Origin of the sequence: Nannocystis exedens (assembly GCF_002343915.1) — a bacterium.
Lineage (GTDB): Bacteria > Myxococcota_A > Polyangia > Nannocystales > Nannocystaceae > Nannocystis > Nannocystis exedens.
Genome location: NZ_NETK01000001.1, coordinates 3,066,405 through 3,082,755 on the forward strand (window position 1 = coordinate 3,066,405; position 16,351 = coordinate 3,082,755).

Consider the following 16,351-nt stretch of genomic DNA (forward strand, 5'->3'; position numbering starts at 1 on the left):
TCGTGTCCGCGACCTCGCGACCGTCACGGCGCGCCCCGGCGGCCGCCCGACGAGACGGACCCGGCGCCCGTGGTGACTGGTCCGCAGGGGCCACGCGCCGAGCGAATCATCGTGAGCCTGTCCTCCTGGACATGTTCGAAATCACATGCTTGAAGAGACAGATGAACGAGGACGCCCGGCGCCGCGCTCGCTCCGTCCGTCACGTCGCGCCGCCGCGGCCGCGCGGCGCCCACCACCACCAGTGCGTCGGCGGGACGCCGGCGTCGATCTCCTCGTCGCGCAGGTACCCCTCGCGGTCCGCCAGCTCCCGCAGGTCCTCGTCGAGAGCCGCGAGATCGACCATCAACGACTCGAACTCGAGCGCCGCGTCCGCCAGCTCGATGAAGAACGCCAGCGCCGAGCGGCCGCGACACGGCCCTGGCCACCCCTCGGCCTCGCGCAGCGCCGACGAGGCCTGACGGCCCGCGAACCACTGCAGTTCGAACATGCCCTCGTCGGCGAAGTGCCGCCACACCGGCGCCAGGCGGGTGGACGCCTCGCGCCGACGCGCCGGCTCGCGCGCGCACGCGAGACCCAGGTGGTAGAGGTTGCGCAGCATCGCCGCCGCGAACCAGCGCCGGTGCTCATCGGCGATCCGCGTGCGCGCGACGCCGTCGAGGTTCTCCAGGATCCGCTCGATGCAGCCGTCCAGGTCCGTCGCCCCGCTCATGGCTCGCGCTCAGGATGCCACACGGCTGGCCGGGCCGCCGCAGTCGCCGGGCCCCGCGCGCCGACTCGAGCGCCGCGACCCCCGACAGACTCGTCAGCGCCCGCAAGTCGTCAGCCGGGCCGCGCGCGCCTCGTCGGCGGTGGTCCCGGCCGGGCAGGGCCGCGCGGGCGACTCGCACGCGAGGGCGGCGGCCAGCAGCAGCGCGATCCGGCGGCCGGTCACGCCCGGGTCGGGATACGCCGCGCCGCGCCGCGCCGCGCCGTGCCCGCACATGTCCCTCGGGACAGCTCCATCGCTCACCCGAGCTCGCCCCAGCGCACGACCGTGCCGTCCTCCGACGCGCTCCACAGCGCGCCGTCGGCCCACGTCAGCGCCAGCACCTCGTCGGTGTGGCCGTGGAGCGCCGCCACCTGCTCGCCGGTGGGCACGCGGTGCTGGGTGATCGCGCCCGACTCGTAGCCGACGAACAACCACTCCTCGGTGAAGCACAGGCTGCACACGTGGCTCTGCTCGCCCGGGAGCTCGGGCGTCAGCTCGGTCACCGCCCCGGTGGCGAGCCGGACCAGCCGCGGCCCGGCGAACGTGCCCACCGCGACGAACGTCCCGTCGGGGCTGAGCGCCACCCCTCGGCCGCCCTTGGCGATCGGCGTCGACAGCAGCGTCTTCCCCTTCGGGACGCCGACGACCTCGAGTTGATCGTCGACCATCACCGCCGCCGCCGTGTCGGCCAGCGCCAGCCCCATGAAGCGACCCTTGAGCTTGACGTTCTTGGCCCACTTCGTCGCCCCGAACGCGCGCCACTGCGCGTAGCAGGTCGGCTCGGCGTGGAGCTGGGCGGGGTAGCTGTGGGTGATGACGCCCCACGTCACCCCGTTCGGCGCCACCGTCACTTCGCCGGCGCCGCGCTGGACCTCGAGCGACTCGAGCGGTTCGCCGGCCGCGTCGAGCACCGCGACCGCGAGCGGATTCATCGGACCTTGCTCGTGCAGGACCAGCAGCCGCTGACCGTCCCGTGTGCGGGCGACGTCGCGGACGTTGGTGCGCGCGAGCATCCGTGTGGCCCCGGTCGCCAGCTCGATCTCCTTCACCGACTCCATGTAGTTCGCCGACTGGGTGATCTGCACCGTCAGCGCGCTGCCGTGGACCATCACTCGCTGCAGCCCGCGGCTGTAGCCCGTCGACCTGGCGATCGGCTGCTCGGGGCGGTCGATCTGCCAGATCGTCACCCCCGCGTCGCTGAAGTCGATCGCGGCCACGTGCGCCGCGCTGGAGGCCGCCGACTGGCCGCGCCAGCCCGGCAGCAGGCCGATCGTGCTCGGCTGCTCGACCGCGAAGACCGTGCGCGCGGCCGCGACGTCCCACACCTGCACGTCGCACAGGCTGCCGTGAAAGGTCAGGCGGCTGCGGTCGTGGGAGAGGGTCCCTTCGTGCGCGCGCGACCACACCTCGCGGTCATGGACGAAGGCGCCGTCCTTGAACCCGACCCGCTGTCCGCGAGTGCCGACCAGGCCGCCGTCGTCGACGACGAACAGCGGCTCGGGCGCGATGAAGAACGGGCTGTCGGCGCGCGGCTCGACCCGGCCGTCGGCGTGGATGACCAGCATGTTCTTGCCCTTCATGTACACCGCGCCGTCGCGGCGGACCGCCAGCGAGCCGGTCGCCTCTTGCGGCAGCTCGAGCTCGCGGACGGTGGCGCCGGTCAGCGCGTCGACGGTGCAGAGCACCCGCGGCGGGCCGAACCGGAACCAGTAAAGGTGCGCGCCATCGGGCGCGAGCGCCCCGGAGAACTGGTAACCCGGGATCGGCCCCGCCACCAGCTTCACCACGCGCCCCGAGCCCGGCCACACGCGCACCACGGCGCGGCCTTGCGGCTCGCGCACCGCCGCCACCACCGATTCGCCGTCGGGGTGCGCGACCATCCATTCGACCCCGCCGATGCCCTCGACGACCGCGCGCGGCGGCGTGGGCGCCGCGGGGTCGTGCAGGGTGACTCCCAGGCTCGTGCCGATGACCAGCGAGCCGTCAGCGAGGAACGCCAGCGCGTGCGGCTTGCCGGCGAACACGCGCAGCGCGGGCGAGCGCGGGGCCGCGGGCAAATGGGCGACGGGAGCGGTGTAATGGGCGATCCACGGCATGGGGTAGCGCCCGAGGATATCAGCGCGCCGCGTCGTGTTCGTTTGCGATCGCCGAAAAAAACCCGGGATCGATCGGCCCGCGAGCGGCACTCCTCCCGAGGAGTCCGACGCTGACTCCAGCACTCGTGCTTTCTCGTGACGGGATCGACCGCGACCGGCCATGACCGAAGACACTCCCGTGCCGAGCCCTGCCGGGCGATCGCGACGAGCGGATCGACCTCGGCTTGCTACGCTGCGCGCCGGTCTCGAGCTGGTCGAGATCGCCATCACGAATGACTTGCCCATACCTCGGAGGAAATGATGCATAAGCTCGCCCGATTGATCCCCGTGTTCTGCGCCGCCCTGCTCGGCGGCTGCTCCGATTCCACTTCCAAGGCCACCGGCACCCCGACGACGGACCCGTCGACCTCTTCCGGCGACACCAGCAGCTCGGACACCGTCACCCCGACCTCCAGCGGCTCGACGACCGGCAGCACGACCGACGAAGAGTCGACCAGCGTGACGGACGGCGAGGCGTCGATGTGCGACCCGTGGCAGCAGGACTGTCCGGACGGCTACAAGTGCATGGCCTTCGCGCCCGAGGGCGAGCCCGCGTTCACCGGCAACATGTGCACGCCGGTGGTCCAGAACCCCGGCAAGGTCGGCGACCCGTGCAAGGTCGAGGGCGGCTGGTGGACCGGCGTCGACGACTGCGACTACGGCCTCGCCTGCTGGAACATCAACCACGACGACAACACCGGCCAGTGCGTCGCCCTGTGCACCGGCAACGAGGACACCTACGACTGCCCGGGCTCGGACGACATCTGCGTGTTCTGGGTCCCCGGCATCGCCCACGTCTGCCTGCAGGGCTGCGACCCGCTGCTGCAGGACTGCCCGTCCGGCCAGGGCTGCTTGCCCGACTGGGCCAGCAACGGCCAGCGGTTCGTGTGCCTGGCCGAGTACTCGTTCGAGGAGGGCCAGGAGTTCGACCCGTGCCAGTTCAGCAACGTGTGCGACCCGGGCCTGCTGTGCTGGGGCTCGGAGTCGGCGCTCGAGTGCGATCAGAACATCAGCGCGTGCTGCCTCTCGTTCTGCGACCTCACCGATCCGCAGTGCACCGGTGAGGGCGCCGAGTGCGTGTCGTTCTACGAGGGCGTGGGCGGCGAACCGCCGCCGGCCTTCGCCGACGTCGGGATCTGCGTGATCCCGGGCTGAGCCCGGACGCGCCCGGCTCGCCAATCAATGCATGTCCCTTCCGACATGCTTCAAAAGACATCCTGAGAATGCGGCGCCGTCCCCCGTCGACGGCGCCGCCGCGCTCGCGGTCCTCACCGCTCCCACACGACACCGCACCCAGGGACCGTGATGTCCGCGTGACGATGGCGCCCGCGACAGACTGTCCCTCGGGACATGTCGCGCTCGGGTAGGCTCCCGTCCGCCGCGCGGCGTCGGACCCGCGCTCGCCTCACCTCCGGCGCGTCACTGCCGTCGACGGCGCAGCGCGAGCCCGAGCAGCACGAGCCACCCGCCGGAGCGGCCGTCGCCGGCGCCGCGGCAGCCGCAGCCGCTCTCCTCGTCGATGGAGCTCGAAGTGGTCGCGCTGCCGGCGGAGGTCGGCTCGGGGCCGTCGGTCGGATCGGCGCTCGTCGGGGCGGTGCTCGAACCGGCGCCGCCCGTCGGCTCGCCGCCCGTCGGCTCGTCGCCCGTCGTGTCGCCCGTCGCGTCGCCGGTCTCACCGGAGGTCGCGTCGCCGGTGGTCCCGCTGCCGGTGGTCTCGCCGCCGGTGCTCTCCTGCCCGGGCTCGGTGACGGCGGGATCGAGGTCGTCCGGATCGTCGCCGTCGCACGAGGCGTTGGCGACCCCGTCGCCGTCGACGTCGCAGGCGAACGCGGGCAGGTTGGCGAAGAACGGGATGTTCGTCTCCTCGGGCAAGCAGATCGCCGTGTTGATCGGGTTCGAATCGGCGAGCAGGATCACGTTGCGCTCGACGCCGAGGAACGGCTCGCTGTCCGGCGTCTCCACCACCACCTGCGTGGACGGTCCGGGGACCACGAAGTCGGGCGCGCTCGAGTGGAACACCGTGAGCCCGGTCGTCAGCGGGTGCGGGTGAAGGATCGCCGCGTCGGAGCAGGCGTACGACGTGCCCGAGGCGAAGCGCGCCTCGACGCCGAACTCGGGCAAGAGCACATCGTTGAAGATCCCCGAGGGCTCGGGCGAGTAGCCGCCGTAGTCGGACACCAGCATCAGCGCCCCGCCGCGGTCGACGAACTCGGTCAGCGCGCCGACCTCGGCCGGGCCCGGCGCGGTCGAGGGCAGCACGACGATCACCAGGTTGTACGCCGACAGGTCGGCCGGCAGCTGCGGCGCGCGCTCGACCGGGTCCGCCCCGCCGGAGGCCAGGCCCTGCTCGAACGCCGCGTAGTCGAAGCCCCAGTACTCGCCGTCCCAGATGAACGCCCCGCGGTCGGCCGCGCGCACCTCCGCCACGGCCAGCAGGACGGTCGTGCTCACGAGGAGCGCCAGGGTTCGCGAGGCCGCGCGCGTTCGCATGCGGCGCGTCTAACCCAGGCCGCGGCGGACATCAAGGAGCATGGCCGGCGCGGGGTCGCGGCCGCCCGGGCCCGTCGCATCGCGAGAATGCATCGCCGTCGTTCGCCGACCTCCGGCTGCAGACGCGCCTCGTCCTGCGATTGTCTGCAGTGCATCCCCGGGCTCGCAAGCATCGGGTCGGCACCGATTCTCCCGCTTCGCGGCCGCGTGCGACCCTGAGGCTGGAGGACCTTCGCGCATGCGTGAATCGGAGCCGATCGACCCCGCCGCGCTCGCGGCCCACAACCCGTTCGACTTCGCGCAGATGGCCGACCCGTACCCGTTCTACGCCGCGGCTCGCCGCGCGACCGCGGCGTTCTTCAACGCTCCGCTCAACAGCTGGTTCATCACCCGACCCGACGACATCCAGGCGATCTATCGCGACCCGGCGCGGTTCTCCTCGAAGTACATCATGAGCGCCCACAAGGAGCTCCCGCCCGAGGTGCTCGACGTGTTCGCCGGCGAGGCCCCCTGGCTGCCGACGCTGCTGACCACCGACCCGCCCGACCACACCCGCATGCGCAGCCTGCTGGTCAAGGGCTTCGCCCCGCAGAGCATCGTCGCGCGCGAGCCGGCGATGCGGCGGCTGGCCGACGAGCTGATCGACGGGTTTTACGCCGAAGGCCACGTCGACGTCGCGCAGCGGTTCGCGTTCCCGTTCACGGCGATGGTCATCGGCGACATGCTCGGCATGCCGCGCGGCGACATCGACCGGCTCAAGCGCTGGTCGGGCGACTGGTTGCGGCTGATCTGGTGCGTCGAGCCGATCGAGCGCCTGGTCGAGTCGGCGCACGGCCTGCTCGCGTTCCAGGAGTATTTTGCGAGCGTCATCGCCGAGCGGCGGGCGCGTCCCGGCGACGACCTGCTGTCGGTGCTGATCCAGGCCCGGCTCGACGACGGCGATCGCCTGAGCGAGCACGAGCTGGTGGCCGTGCCGATGCAGCTCATCGTCGGCGGCCACGAGACGACGATGTTCGCCATGAGCAACGCTCTGGCGCTGCTCATGCAACGACCCGCCGACCTCGCGGCCGTGCGCGCCGACTTTGGACTTTTGCCCGGGTTCATCGAGGAGGTGCTGCGCTACGAGACGCCGCTGCTGTTCAACCAGCGCCAGACCACCGGCGAGGTCACCGTCGGCGGCGTGACGATCCCGGCCGACAGCTCCCTGCAATTGTTGCTCGCCGCCGCCAACCGCGACGAGGCCCTGTTCCCCGAGCCCGATCGCTTCGACCCGCAGCGCCCCAACGCCGACCGTCACTTCGCGTTCGGCCGCGGCATTCACTTCTGCCTCGGCGCCGCGCTGGCCCGGCTCGAGCTCCGCGTCGGCATCGAGCGGCTGCTGGCGCGCCTGCCCGACCTGCGCCTCCGCCCCGGGGCGCCGCTCGAGCGCGCGCGGGTCATCCTGTTCTTCGGCTACGATCGCCTGCACCTGGCCTGGGGCCCCGACGGCGCTGACGCCGGTGAATCCTCGCACTGACGTGCTTCGCCGCTGCCGCCTCAGCCGCGCGTCCCGGTCGCCTTCAGCGGCGGCGCGCTCGGCTCGTCGCCGAGCGACAGGTAGCCCGCGGGCGCCAGGCTGGTCGCCAGCATGACCTCGTTGATGTCGCGGTGCCCCAGCCAAGTCGGGCTGCGGCGGTGCTCGGGCTGCGACCAGAACGACTCGATGACCTCGATCCACGGCGAGAACGTCGCCAGCCGCTCGAGGTCGCGGCGCGCCGCCGGCATCGCCGCGTACGGTCCCGGGTCGCGGCGCACCGCCGCGTCGAGCCGTTCGAGCGCGTGCAGGCCGATCGCCAGCCCCAGCTCGCGGAACGCCAGGCGGCGACTCGCCGGCTGCTCGAGCCGCCCCGGGCGCAGGTACGCCGCCGCGCCGGCGCTGGCCGCCGCGAGCACCGGTGCCAGCAGCGCCTCGCCGCCGGCGCCCTGGCGGATCAGCCGGTCGAGGCGATACGCGTCGGTCATCAGCCCGCCGAGCCCCAGCGGATCGTGGGTGGTCCAATCGAGCCCGTCGGCGATCGCCGTCATCTCTGCGATCTCCGCCGCGAGGTCGGGGCCCTCGGCCGCGTCGCCGCGACCGGCGCGGAGCTGAAGATAGGTGACGAGCCCGTCGAGCGGGTCGTGGTGGCCCATCGACGGCACCAGCGGACGGCTCAGGTCGATGCTCATCTTCCAGTGCATCCGCTTGCGCGCGCCGGGCCTGGGCGCGTACGTGAACCCGGCGTGGGCGGCCGCGGCCAGCTCGCGCGCCAGTCGGTTGCCGCGCCGGTCGCCGGTGACGCGGGACAGTTGGTCGAGCGCGTGCATCCATTTCGTCAGGTAATGATAGTACTGCCCGTCGCGCTCCCACTCGGCGTCGGGGTCGAACGGCGCGTCGGGCCCGCGCTCGGGCAGCGGCTTGCCGATCCGCAGCCCCCCGCGCGTCGGGTGTTCCTCACCTGCCTCGAGGGACAGGCCGCTGAGCCACCGCCCCGCCCGCGGGTCGTCGGGCCGATGGCGCCCGAGCACGTGGTGGACCTGATCGACCAGGCGCACCGCGACGTCGTGCAGCGGCGCGGAGCTCCACGCGCGGGCCAGCCCGAGCAGGTTGCAGACCGCGAACGCGTCGGTCCACAGGTACCGCCGCGGCGGCCGGTCCGAGGTCACCCCCGTCCGCGCCGCGAACTGCAGCATCAGCTCGACGGCCGCCTCCTCTCTGTCGGGTCTGCTCACCGGTCCTCCCTCGCTCCTCATGTCGATGCCCGACCGCGGGCGCCGGCTGCAACCTCAGGCGTGGCGATGGCGCCCCGTTCGCGCGCCCGGTGATGAATCCAGGCCGCCGTCGCGCGCCCCGGAGCCATCGCGTGCGCCCCGCCGCGACTGGGCCGAGGCGCTTGCTCCTGGCCGACGTCGCCCGCTCGTTTCGCCGGCCCGCCGCCGCCCGAGGCCGGTCGGGAGCGCCCGTGGATTCGCCGATCGCCCGCGATCTCCAGCGACTCCTTCGGCTGAGTCCGACCGCTCCACACCGATGCGCCGCCACGGCTCGGTGCGCTCGACCCGGGCGCGACCGCGGGTATGTTCGCGACGTCATGGACACGCGCGACGAGTGGATCGATCTGCAACTGGCCGGCCGGGGCATCACCGACGAGCGCGTGCTCGCGGCCTTTCGCAGCGTCCCGCGGGCCGAGTTCGTCCCGGAAGAGCTCGCCGAGTTCGCCCACGAGGACGAGCCGCTGCCGATCGGCGGCGGTCAGACCATCTCGCAGCCGTACATCGTCGCCCTGACGGTCGACGCGCTCGACCTCCAGGGCGGCGAGCGCGTGCTCGAAGTGGGGACCGGCTCCGGCTACGCGGCCGCGGTGCTGGGCCGCCTCGCCGGCGAGGTCTACACCGTCGAGCGGCTCGAGTCGCTCGCCGACAGCGCCAGCGAGCGGCTCTCGCGGCTCGGCTTCACCAACGTCCACGTCCGCTGCGGCGACGGCACGCTCGGGTGGCCCGAGCACGCCCCGTACGACGCGATCGCCGTGGCCGCCGGCGGGCCCGAGGTCCCGCGCGCGCTGCTCGACCAGCTCGCGCCGGGCGGCCGCCTGGTCATGCCGGTAAGCGCGGGCGAGCGCGCGCAGACGCTGGTGCGCGTCACCCGGGAGGCGGACGGTCACTTGCACGAGGACTCGCTCGGCCCGGTGCGCTTCGTGCCGCTGATCGGCGAGCAGGGCTGGCCCGAGGAGGGCGGGCTCGTGCGCGCCCCGGCGCGACCGCTCGACGACCGCGCCGTCCCCAAGTTGATCCGCGAGGCCGGCGAGCCGTTGCACGACCTGGACGCGCACTCCCTCGACGCGCTGATCGATCGGATCGGCGACGCCCGCCTGGTCCTCCTCGGCGAGGCCACGCACGGCACCAGCGAGTTCTATCGCCTGCGCGCGCGGCTGTCGCGGGCGCTCATCGAGCGCTGCGGCTTCGATTTCGTCGCCGTCGAGGCCGACTGGCCCGACGCCATGCGGATCCACAACTACGTCACCGACGGGCCGCGCTCGCGCGTCGAGTTCACGCCCTTCTCCCGCTTCCCGACCTGGATGTGGCGCAACGAGGAGGTCAGCGAGTTCGTCGAGTGGCTGCGCACCCACAACCTCGGCCGCCGCGAGCGCGCGCAGCGGGCCGGGTTCTACGGGCTCGACCTCTACAGCATGTTCACGTCGATCGCCCACGTGCTCGCCTACCTCGACGAGGTCGACCCCGACGCGGCGCGGGTGGCCCGCGCGCGCTACGGCATGCTGACCCCGTGGCAGGAGGACCCGGCCGCCTACGGCCAGGCGGTGCTGGTCGGCCGCCACGCCAGCTCCGAGGCGGCCGTGGTGGCCATGCTCCGCGACATGCTCGAGCGGCGCCTCGAGTACGCCGGTCGGGACGGCGAGGCCTTCTTCGACGCCGCCCAGAACGCCCACGTCGTGACCAACGCCGAGCGCTACTACCGGGCGATGTACTACGGCTCCGCCGCCTCGTGGAACCTGCGAGACACGCACATGTTCGACACCCTGCTGGCGCTCCTCGGCTACCACGGGCCCGACGCCCGCGGCATCGTCTGGGAGCACAACTCGCACCTCGGCAACGCCGAGGCCACCGAGATGAGCGTCCGCGGCGAGCTCAACGTCGGCCAGCTGTGCCGCGAGCACTTCGGCGACGCCGTCTACGCCGTCGGCTTCGGCACCGATCACGGCACCGTCGCCGCCGCCTCCGACTGGGGCGGGCCGATGCAGCGCATGCGCGTGCGCCCGTCCCTCCCGGGCAGCTACGAGCGCCTGTGCCACGACTCCCAGGTGCCCGCGTTCCTCCTGCCCCTGCGCGCGCCCCGGCGGGCCGAGGTCCGCGACGAGCTGATGCAGCCGCGGCTCGAGCGGGCCATCGGCGTGATCTACCGGCCCGACTCCGAGCGCATGAGCCACTACTTCCACGCCAGCCTGCCGCTGCAGTTCGACGAGTACATCTGGTTCGACGAGACCGACGCCGTCTCGCCGCTCCAGGTCGAGCGCCGCCCGAGCCCGGAGCTGCCCGAGACCTACCCCTTCGGGCTGTGACGGAGGCGATCGGCGAGCGCGGCCGTGCGAAGAGCTGTGTCATCGACTCCGATGATCTGTCTATCAGGACATGCCGAATCAGACATGTCCATTCGAGCAATGATGCCTTGGCCTTCAGCTTACCCTGGCGGCCCACCGTCTCGAGCCCTGCTGCCGCGATCAACGAGCCCGCGCGAGCAAGGCCCGCGCCTGCAGCCACGGCGCGTGCTCGGGCTCGGCGGTCGCGGCGTAGATCGCCTCCGCCCGGCTCGCCCACTGCCCGGCCTCGTCGCGCCGCCCCTGCGCGAGCGCGAGTTCACCGAGGGCCAGCATCGCGTCGGCGAGCTCGAGGTTGCGCGGGGACAGCACCGCCTCGAATTCCGCGAGCGCCGCCCGCAACTCGCGTTCGGCGACCTCGTGCTCGCCGAGCCGCCCGCGGACCCGGCCGAGCTCGAGCGCGAGCCGCCCGCGCCGGGCGACATGCACCGGGTCGTCCGACCCGACGAGCACCGACCGGGCCCGCTCCAGCGGCTCCAGCGCCTCGCGCAACCGGCCCAGCGACGCCAGCGCTCGCCCGTGCGCGACGAAAACTTCGTGGTACGTCAGGCCGCGGACGTCCGTGTGCTCGTCGATCCCCGCGAGCGCCTGGTCACGCGCCTTCTCCATCGCCGACACGTCTCTCGCTAGCGCTGCTGCGCACATGAGCACGGCCCACTCGCGCCTCGAAAACTTCTCGGGGCTTGCCTGTTGCGCGCCGACGAGGTGCTGCAGCGCCGCACGGCCGTCGTTCAATGCGAGCTCGGCCTGGCCGAGGCCGAGCAGGATGGTCAGTCGCGTGACCTTGTTCTCGCTGCCGGAGAGACGGACCTCCAGTTCCCGCATGCGCGCCAGCGCCTCGCGGGTCCGACCGAGGCCTGTCAAGGCGTAGGCGAGCATGCTCTCGTACATGGCGCGGTCGGGATGATTCGGGCCGGAAAAGCGCTCTGAAAGGTCGATCACGCGGCGAAAGCTCGCCGCCGCCTCCTCGTATTGCCCTACGATCAGCAGCTGCGCGCCGATATTGAACAACATGTTGATGCCGAGAGGAGTTTCTAGCCGGCCATGCTCCTCGTGTCGCGCGACGGCCTCCTGCCACCGCGCCCCGGCAGCGCTCCAATTCCCAGCGTGGGCGTGAATGGCCCCGGCGACGTTGAGGAACTCGCCGTAGATCTCGACGTCGTCCGCGACCACTCGGTTCAGCGCCGCGATCAATCGCAGCTGGGCCTGGGCCTGGTCGGGTCGCCCGAGCTGATAGGCTAGGAGGTGCCCGCGCCGCGAGCTCGTCAACGCCGCGGCGGACGCGTGGCCCGAGCTGATCGCCGCCCACAGCGCCGCGTCGAACGATTGCAACGCCGCCGCCGACGCCCCGTCGCGCACCTGCAGGCTCCCCTTGCGCAGATACGCCTCCGCCAGCAGCGGCTCGTAAGTGGTCGCCTTCGCGTCGGCGAGCACGCTCTCGACCAGCTGGAGCCCGAGGCGGCTCTGCGCCGTGTGCTCCTGGACCTCGGCGCGCGCGAGGGTCTCGCGGTGCTGCTGCACCCGCGCGCGCAGCAGCGGATCTGCGGGCGGCGGGATCGCGGCCGTCAACGCCTCGACGTCGGCACAGGCCGCGAGCGGAGGCAACCCTGCGACCGTCTGGACCAGATCGTCGAGGTTCGTCGCCTCGGCGAGCGCGAAGGCGTCGACGGTCGCGTCGAGGGCAGCCCGCCGCTGATCGAGGCACGAGGTCTGTAGATCGAACACGTGCGCCGCCCGCCGCCCGCCGGCGTGCGCACGACAGGCATCGTTGCGCAGCTGCACCCAGGTGGCCGCGTAGCGCCCGAGCTGCGGCTCGATCAGCGCGAGGGTCTCCCCGGCCCGCGTCGGCGCCACGGCCCGCACCGCCGCGCCGACCTCCGCTGCGCGCCCCTCGTCCCAGATGCCCGCGAGCTCCGCCCGCGCGTCCGGACACCGCTCGAACCCGCTGTTCCCCATGGTCGCGATCACCCCGCCCGCCCCGGCGATCACGGCCGTTGCAGCCAGCGCAGCGACGCGCCGGTAGGTCACGGCGGGGTCGCGCTCGAGCTCCGCCAGCAGCGCCGTCATCGACGCGAAGCGAGCCCCGGGCTCGGCCCTCAAGCCACGGCGGAGCGCCTTGAACACCCGCGCCGGCACCGGGCTGCCCGCGGGCGGCGGCGCCACGCGGCCATGCACCGCGTCCTCGCGCAGCGCCTGGAACGATTCGGTGGAGAACGGCCACTCGCCGTACAGGCTCTGGTACAGCGAGACGCAGAAGCTGAACTGATCGCTCTCGGCGGTCCCGCGCAGGCCGAGGTGCTGCTCCGGCGACATGTAACCCGGGGTCCCGAGGATCACGCCGGTGCGGGTCAGCGGCCGCCTCAGCAGCGCGCTCTCCGGCCGCACCGACGCCCCGCCCGGCCCCTCCTCGCCGAGGTCCTCGTCGTGCAGGCGGGCGAGGCCGAAGTCGAGGACCTTGACCCGCCCGTCCTCGCCGACCATCGCGTTCTGCGGCTTGAAGTCGCGGTGGACGAGCCCGGCCCGATGCGCCGCCGCGAGGCCCCGACCGGCCTGCAGATACACCGCCAGGATCTGCCGCCACGGGCGCGACTGCTGGACCCACGCCTCCAGCGTGACGCCGCGGACGAACTCCATCGCCACGTAGAGCGTGTCGTCGACCTGCCCGACCTCGTGGACGGTGACGATGTTGGGGTGCGACAGCCGGGCCATCGCCTGGGCCTCGCGCAGCAGCCGCTTGCGCGCGTTGTCCTGCTCACGGACGACCTCGCGGTGCAGGACCTTGACGGCGACCTTGCGGTCGAGCTGGTCGTCGTAGCAGGCGTACACCACGCCCATCCCGCCGTGGCCGATGAGCCCCAGCACCGTGAACCGCCCGAGCCGCACGGGCTGCGACCTGCGGGGGAAGAGCGCCCGCTTCACCAGCAGCTTGCCGAGCGGATCGCCGGCCGAGCGGGGCGGCGCCGACATCGGCGTCGCCCGGTTGCCTTCGGTCGTATCCACGCGCCCGGACGCCGGCGTCACTTCGGCCGCGTCGGAGCGCGCGGTCGCGGCGAGGGACGAGGGGTGGAACGCCATGGCGCCCTGCTCCCCGGCCAGTGACCGCGCGCCAGAATTCAATTGCGCGTCCGGGGAGTCATTGACTGGGTTCTCGTCGATCCGTGGCGTCAATCGCGTGAATTCGATCATAGACGCGCTCTGCCGTTCGGCGCGAGGTCCGGCCCTGGTCCGAGGCCCGGTGCGGAACTGCACGCACCGGTGCTTATGCTTCTTTCTCACACGTGGACCGCATCGGGTGACGGCCGAGCGCGACGCCGCGACCTTCCCGCGTGCGCGCGCTGCGAGCGAGGAAAACTCAGATCCGGTGACAGATTGGTCCTGAACCAATCGGTACTACCGCTATAACCACTCAACCGCCATGAACCCCGGATCTCCCTTCACCGGTTCGGGACCGAACGAGAGCCTTAACAAGAGACGAACCTGCACGATCAGCGATCACACCGTCACCTCGTGGACGGAGACCCACGACCCGCTGTATCAAGGCCGCCTCGTCGAGCTTCCCGGTCCCCGGCTTCAACGCGTGGAGAGATACACGATCGGCGCCAAGGCAACGCCGCCGTCGGCCGACTTCCCCGCGGTGGGCAGCCCGGACAGTACTCCGCCCGCGCTCCCGCCCCACCCCGTGGGGCGGCGTTTACCACTCGATTTACCCCGTCTCCGACGACGAGACCGGCGAGGCGCTCATCCTGCAGTACGCCGAGCTCTTCTTCGACGGCGAGGCTGCCTGGCTCGAGGACGGCCCCCAATCGTCGGCGGCTGGCAGTTCGCCCTCGAATCGGCGTACAAGGACATTGATTCGCTCGGCAATCCGCTTGGCGCCAGTTGCTATTATACCGACGCCAACTTCCCGGCTGGCGTCCACCGTTCTACGACCCGCCGGGCAGCAACGCCAACCTCCTCGGCTGGAGCAGCATGGGAGCTGCGGCGCCACCCAGAGCAGCTGGGACGACTTCGGCCCGGTCGGCGCCTTCGTCCTCAAGCACGTCCTCCCCGGCGGCAACGGCGGCTCCTGACGCCCGTTTTTCGCGCCGCGCGCGATTTCCGGTCCCACGTCTGCCCGTGGCATTCCATGCAGGTCGCTGAAATTGGCATCTCTGGTCGAATCGGCATGGCTCTTCGGAAGAACCCGTCGAGGTCCGACCGCGTGCTGCGCTTTTCGAGGGCAGTCGGCAGTCCCTGGGACTCCGGCGCGATGTTCGGCGCCCACAACCGTGAGCGCCATCGCGCGCATGCACCGGCGCCGAATTGCTTGCTCGCGCTGCGCGTCGTGGGGTTCTTCCGCAGCCAGAGTCAGCATCGGGTCAAAGCCGAGCGTCGGCGAGCGCTTTCGCGCGCATGGAGTCGCTACGTGCTGCGGGAACCAGGTCTCGAGCTCCATTCGGCTCCGGACCAATCCTCACGGCCCCCATAAACCGCATACCACCGGGACCCGGGCTCATCCGGGCCGGGCCCATTCTGGAACTCCCCCAAATAAAAGACTCATGATGCGAACCTCGACCAAGGCCTTTCTTGCCCTGAGCATCTCCCTCGTGACGACAGCCGGCGCCTGCGGCGACGACCTCGCGGCCGAAGACGCCGGCGGTTGGGCGGACGATCCCGTATCCTTCCGCTGCGTCGCCCCCAGTTGCACCAGCGGCAACTCCCCGTACGTGGGAAATCCCTACGTGGGGAGCGCCCCCTTCGCGAACATCAGGACCCGGGAGGGCATCTCGGCGCCGTCCCCCCTCGTCGGCTCCGCGGACGGCTCGCACTGGAGCGCAGGTTGGCTAGCTTCGATTTCTTGATCCCGACCGCGGAAGGCCGGCTGCTCGCTCATGACTCGGCGTCTCAGACCACCGAGGCCATCGACGAGGGCCTCCAGGCGTTCCTCATGCTGACGCTCACCGACGCCTCCGATTCGTCGACCCATGTGATTCCGTTGTGGATCAAGAGCGCATCGTCGAATCAGGTCCTGCCGACCTTCGACGCGTGGAAGTATACGATCGCCGCGAAGGCCCTCCCTCTTGCGAGCGACTTTCCGTCCGAGGGCAGCCCATCCGCGCTCCCGCCCGCGAACGGCCCCAACCCGTGGAGCGGCACCTACTACTCGATCTGCCCGGTCTCGGCAGAAGAGAGCGGCGAGGCGCTGTTCCTGCAGAACGTCGCCCTCAACCTCGACGGCGAGGCCGCCTGGCTCGAGGACGGCCTCGCGCTCGGACCTCACGACCCTCAAGATCCTTCCACCGCGGTGCTCGCCTGCCAGGGCCACGCCTTCTCCAACCTCAGGAGTTCCTGGGCGTCACCCCCAATTCGTACGTCGACGCCGACGAACCCGGCCAGCGGAGCTACGGCCTCGCCAATTACAACGCCCTCGCCAACGCCTACCGGGCCTTCTACGCCGGTGATGCGCGGACCGAGCTCGACACGGCCGTCTACTTCAAAGACTTCGCGCACAGTCCCCCGTGGTTCGACCAGACCACCAGCGCCTACCTGCCCGCGCCGCCGCTCGTCGGCAGCTGGCAGTTCGTCCTCGAATCGGTGTACAGTGACGGCGATTCGCTCGGCGCCAATTGCTATTACACCGACGCCAACTTCCCGGCCGGCGTCCACCGCCTCTACGACCCGCCCGGCAGCAACGCCGCCCTCCCCGGGTGGAGCAGCATGCAGAGCTGCGGCGCCACCCAGAGCAGTTGGGACGACTTCGGCCCGGTCGGCGCCTTCGTGATCAAGCACATCCTTTCCGGCGGCAACAGCGGTTCCTGACCTCCGCCCCTTCGCGCCGCGCACCCGCTGTCCTCGCTCGGCGCTACCCGTCTCCA

General features: G+C 71.7%; 10 protein-coding genes. 4 read left to right on the plus strand and 6 right to left on the minus strand.

Annotated elements, in window-relative coordinates; genetic code table 11:
• Positions 1-199 precede the first annotated feature (199 nt).
• From NAEX_RS11920 to NAEX_RS11930, 3 genes are all read right to left on the minus strand, one after another.
• A complete protein-coding gene (locus NAEX_RS11920; RefSeq protein ID WP_096327629.1) occupies positions 200-709 on the minus strand; it encodes a hypothetical protein in 510 nt (169 codons plus the stop codon).
• 93 nt (positions 710-802) lie between these two features.
• The gene (locus tag NAEX_RS11925; protein ID WP_096327630.1) at positions 803-982 is read right to left on the minus strand and encodes a hypothetical protein; all 180 of its coding nucleotides are present in this window, start codon (positions 980-982) and stop codon (positions 803-805) included.
• 23 nt (positions 983-1,005) lie between these two features.
• Positions 1,006-2,844 (minus strand): WD40 repeat domain-containing protein, encoded by a 1,839-nt coding sequence (locus NAEX_RS11930; protein ID WP_096327631.1) that lies wholly within the window; start codon positions 2,842-2,844, stop codon positions 1,006-1,008.
• Positions 2,845-3,141: 297 nt separating this feature from the next.
• Between NAEX_RS11930 and NAEX_RS11935 the strand changes: the two genes are divergently transcribed.
• Positions 3,142-4,038 (plus strand): ribulose phosphate epimerase, encoded by an 897-nt coding sequence (locus NAEX_RS11935; protein WP_100793492.1) that lies wholly within the window; start codon positions 3,142-3,144, stop codon positions 4,036-4,038.
• A gap of 264 nt (positions 4,039-4,302) precedes the next feature.
• On the opposite strand, the gene NAEX_RS11940 is transcribed toward NAEX_RS11935, so the two are convergent.
• A complete protein-coding gene (locus tag NAEX_RS11940) occupies positions 4,303-5,334 on the minus strand; it encodes a DUF4350 domain-containing protein (protein ID WP_143141367.1) in 1,032 nt (343 codons plus the stop codon).
• A 277-nt stretch (positions 5,335-5,611) separates the two neighbouring features.
• Between NAEX_RS11940 and NAEX_RS11945 the strand changes: the two genes are divergently transcribed.
• Positions 5,612-6,889 carry a cytochrome P450 gene (locus tag NAEX_RS11945; RefSeq protein WP_100793491.1) on the plus strand — a complete coding sequence of 426 codons (1,278 nt, stop codon included), beginning with the start codon at positions 5,612-5,614 and terminating at the stop codon, positions 6,887-6,889.
• Positions 6,890-6,909: 20 nt separating this feature from the next.
• On the opposite strand, the gene NAEX_RS11950 is transcribed toward NAEX_RS11945, so the two are convergent.
• Positions 6,910-8,121: a hypothetical protein gene (locus NAEX_RS11950; protein WP_211302397.1), complete on the minus strand. Its 1,212-nt coding sequence runs from the start codon at positions 8,119-8,121 to the stop codon at positions 6,910-6,912.
• A 356-nt stretch (positions 8,122-8,477) separates the two neighbouring features.
• Between NAEX_RS11950 and NAEX_RS53765 the strand changes: the two genes are divergently transcribed.
• Positions 8,478-10,460: a protein-L-isoaspartate(D-aspartate) O-methyltransferase gene (locus tag NAEX_RS53765; RefSeq protein ID WP_096327636.1), complete on the plus strand. Its 1,983-nt coding sequence runs from the start codon at positions 8,478-8,480 to the stop codon at positions 10,458-10,460.
• A gap of 159 nt (positions 10,461-10,619) precedes the next feature.
• Here NAEX_RS53765 and NAEX_RS11960 read toward each other — a convergent pair whose 3' ends face one another.
• Positions 10,620-13,496, minus strand: coding sequence for a serine/threonine-protein kinase (locus NAEX_RS11960; protein WP_143141366.1), 2,877 nt, complete (start codon positions 13,494-13,496; stop codon positions 10,620-10,622).
• A 2,574-nt stretch (positions 13,497-16,070) separates the two neighbouring features.
• Here NAEX_RS11960 and NAEX_RS11965 point away from each other — a divergent pair.
• Complete coding sequence (locus NAEX_RS11965) at positions 16,071-16,295, plus strand: hypothetical protein (protein ID WP_096327638.1); 225 nt, start codon at positions 16,071-16,073, stop codon at positions 16,293-16,295.
• Positions 16,296-16,351: the final 56 nt, after the last annotated feature.

Coding starts and splice junctions, on each gene's coding strand:
- NAEX_RS11920 (WP_096327629.1), bottom strand. CDS start 709: ATGAGCGGGGCGACGGACCTGGACGGCTGCATCGAGCGGATCCTGGAG.
- NAEX_RS11925 (WP_096327630.1), bottom strand. CDS start 982: ATGTGCGGGCACGGCGCGGCGCGGCGCGGCGCGGCGTATCCCGACCCG.
- NAEX_RS11930 (WP_096327631.1), bottom strand. CDS start 2,844: ATGCCGTGGATCGCCCATTACACCGCTCCCGTCGCCCATTTGCCCGCG.
- NAEX_RS11935 (WP_100793492.1), top strand. CDS start 3,142: ATGATGCATAAGCTCGCCCGATTGATCCCCGTGTTCTGCGCCGCCCTG.
- NAEX_RS11945 (WP_100793491.1), top strand. CDS start 5,612: ATGCGTGAATCGGAGCCGATCGACCCCGCCGCGCTCGCGGCCCACAAC.
- NAEX_RS53765 (WP_096327636.1), top strand. CDS start 8,478: ATGGACACGCGCGACGAGTGGATCGATCTGCAACTGGCCGGCCGGGGC.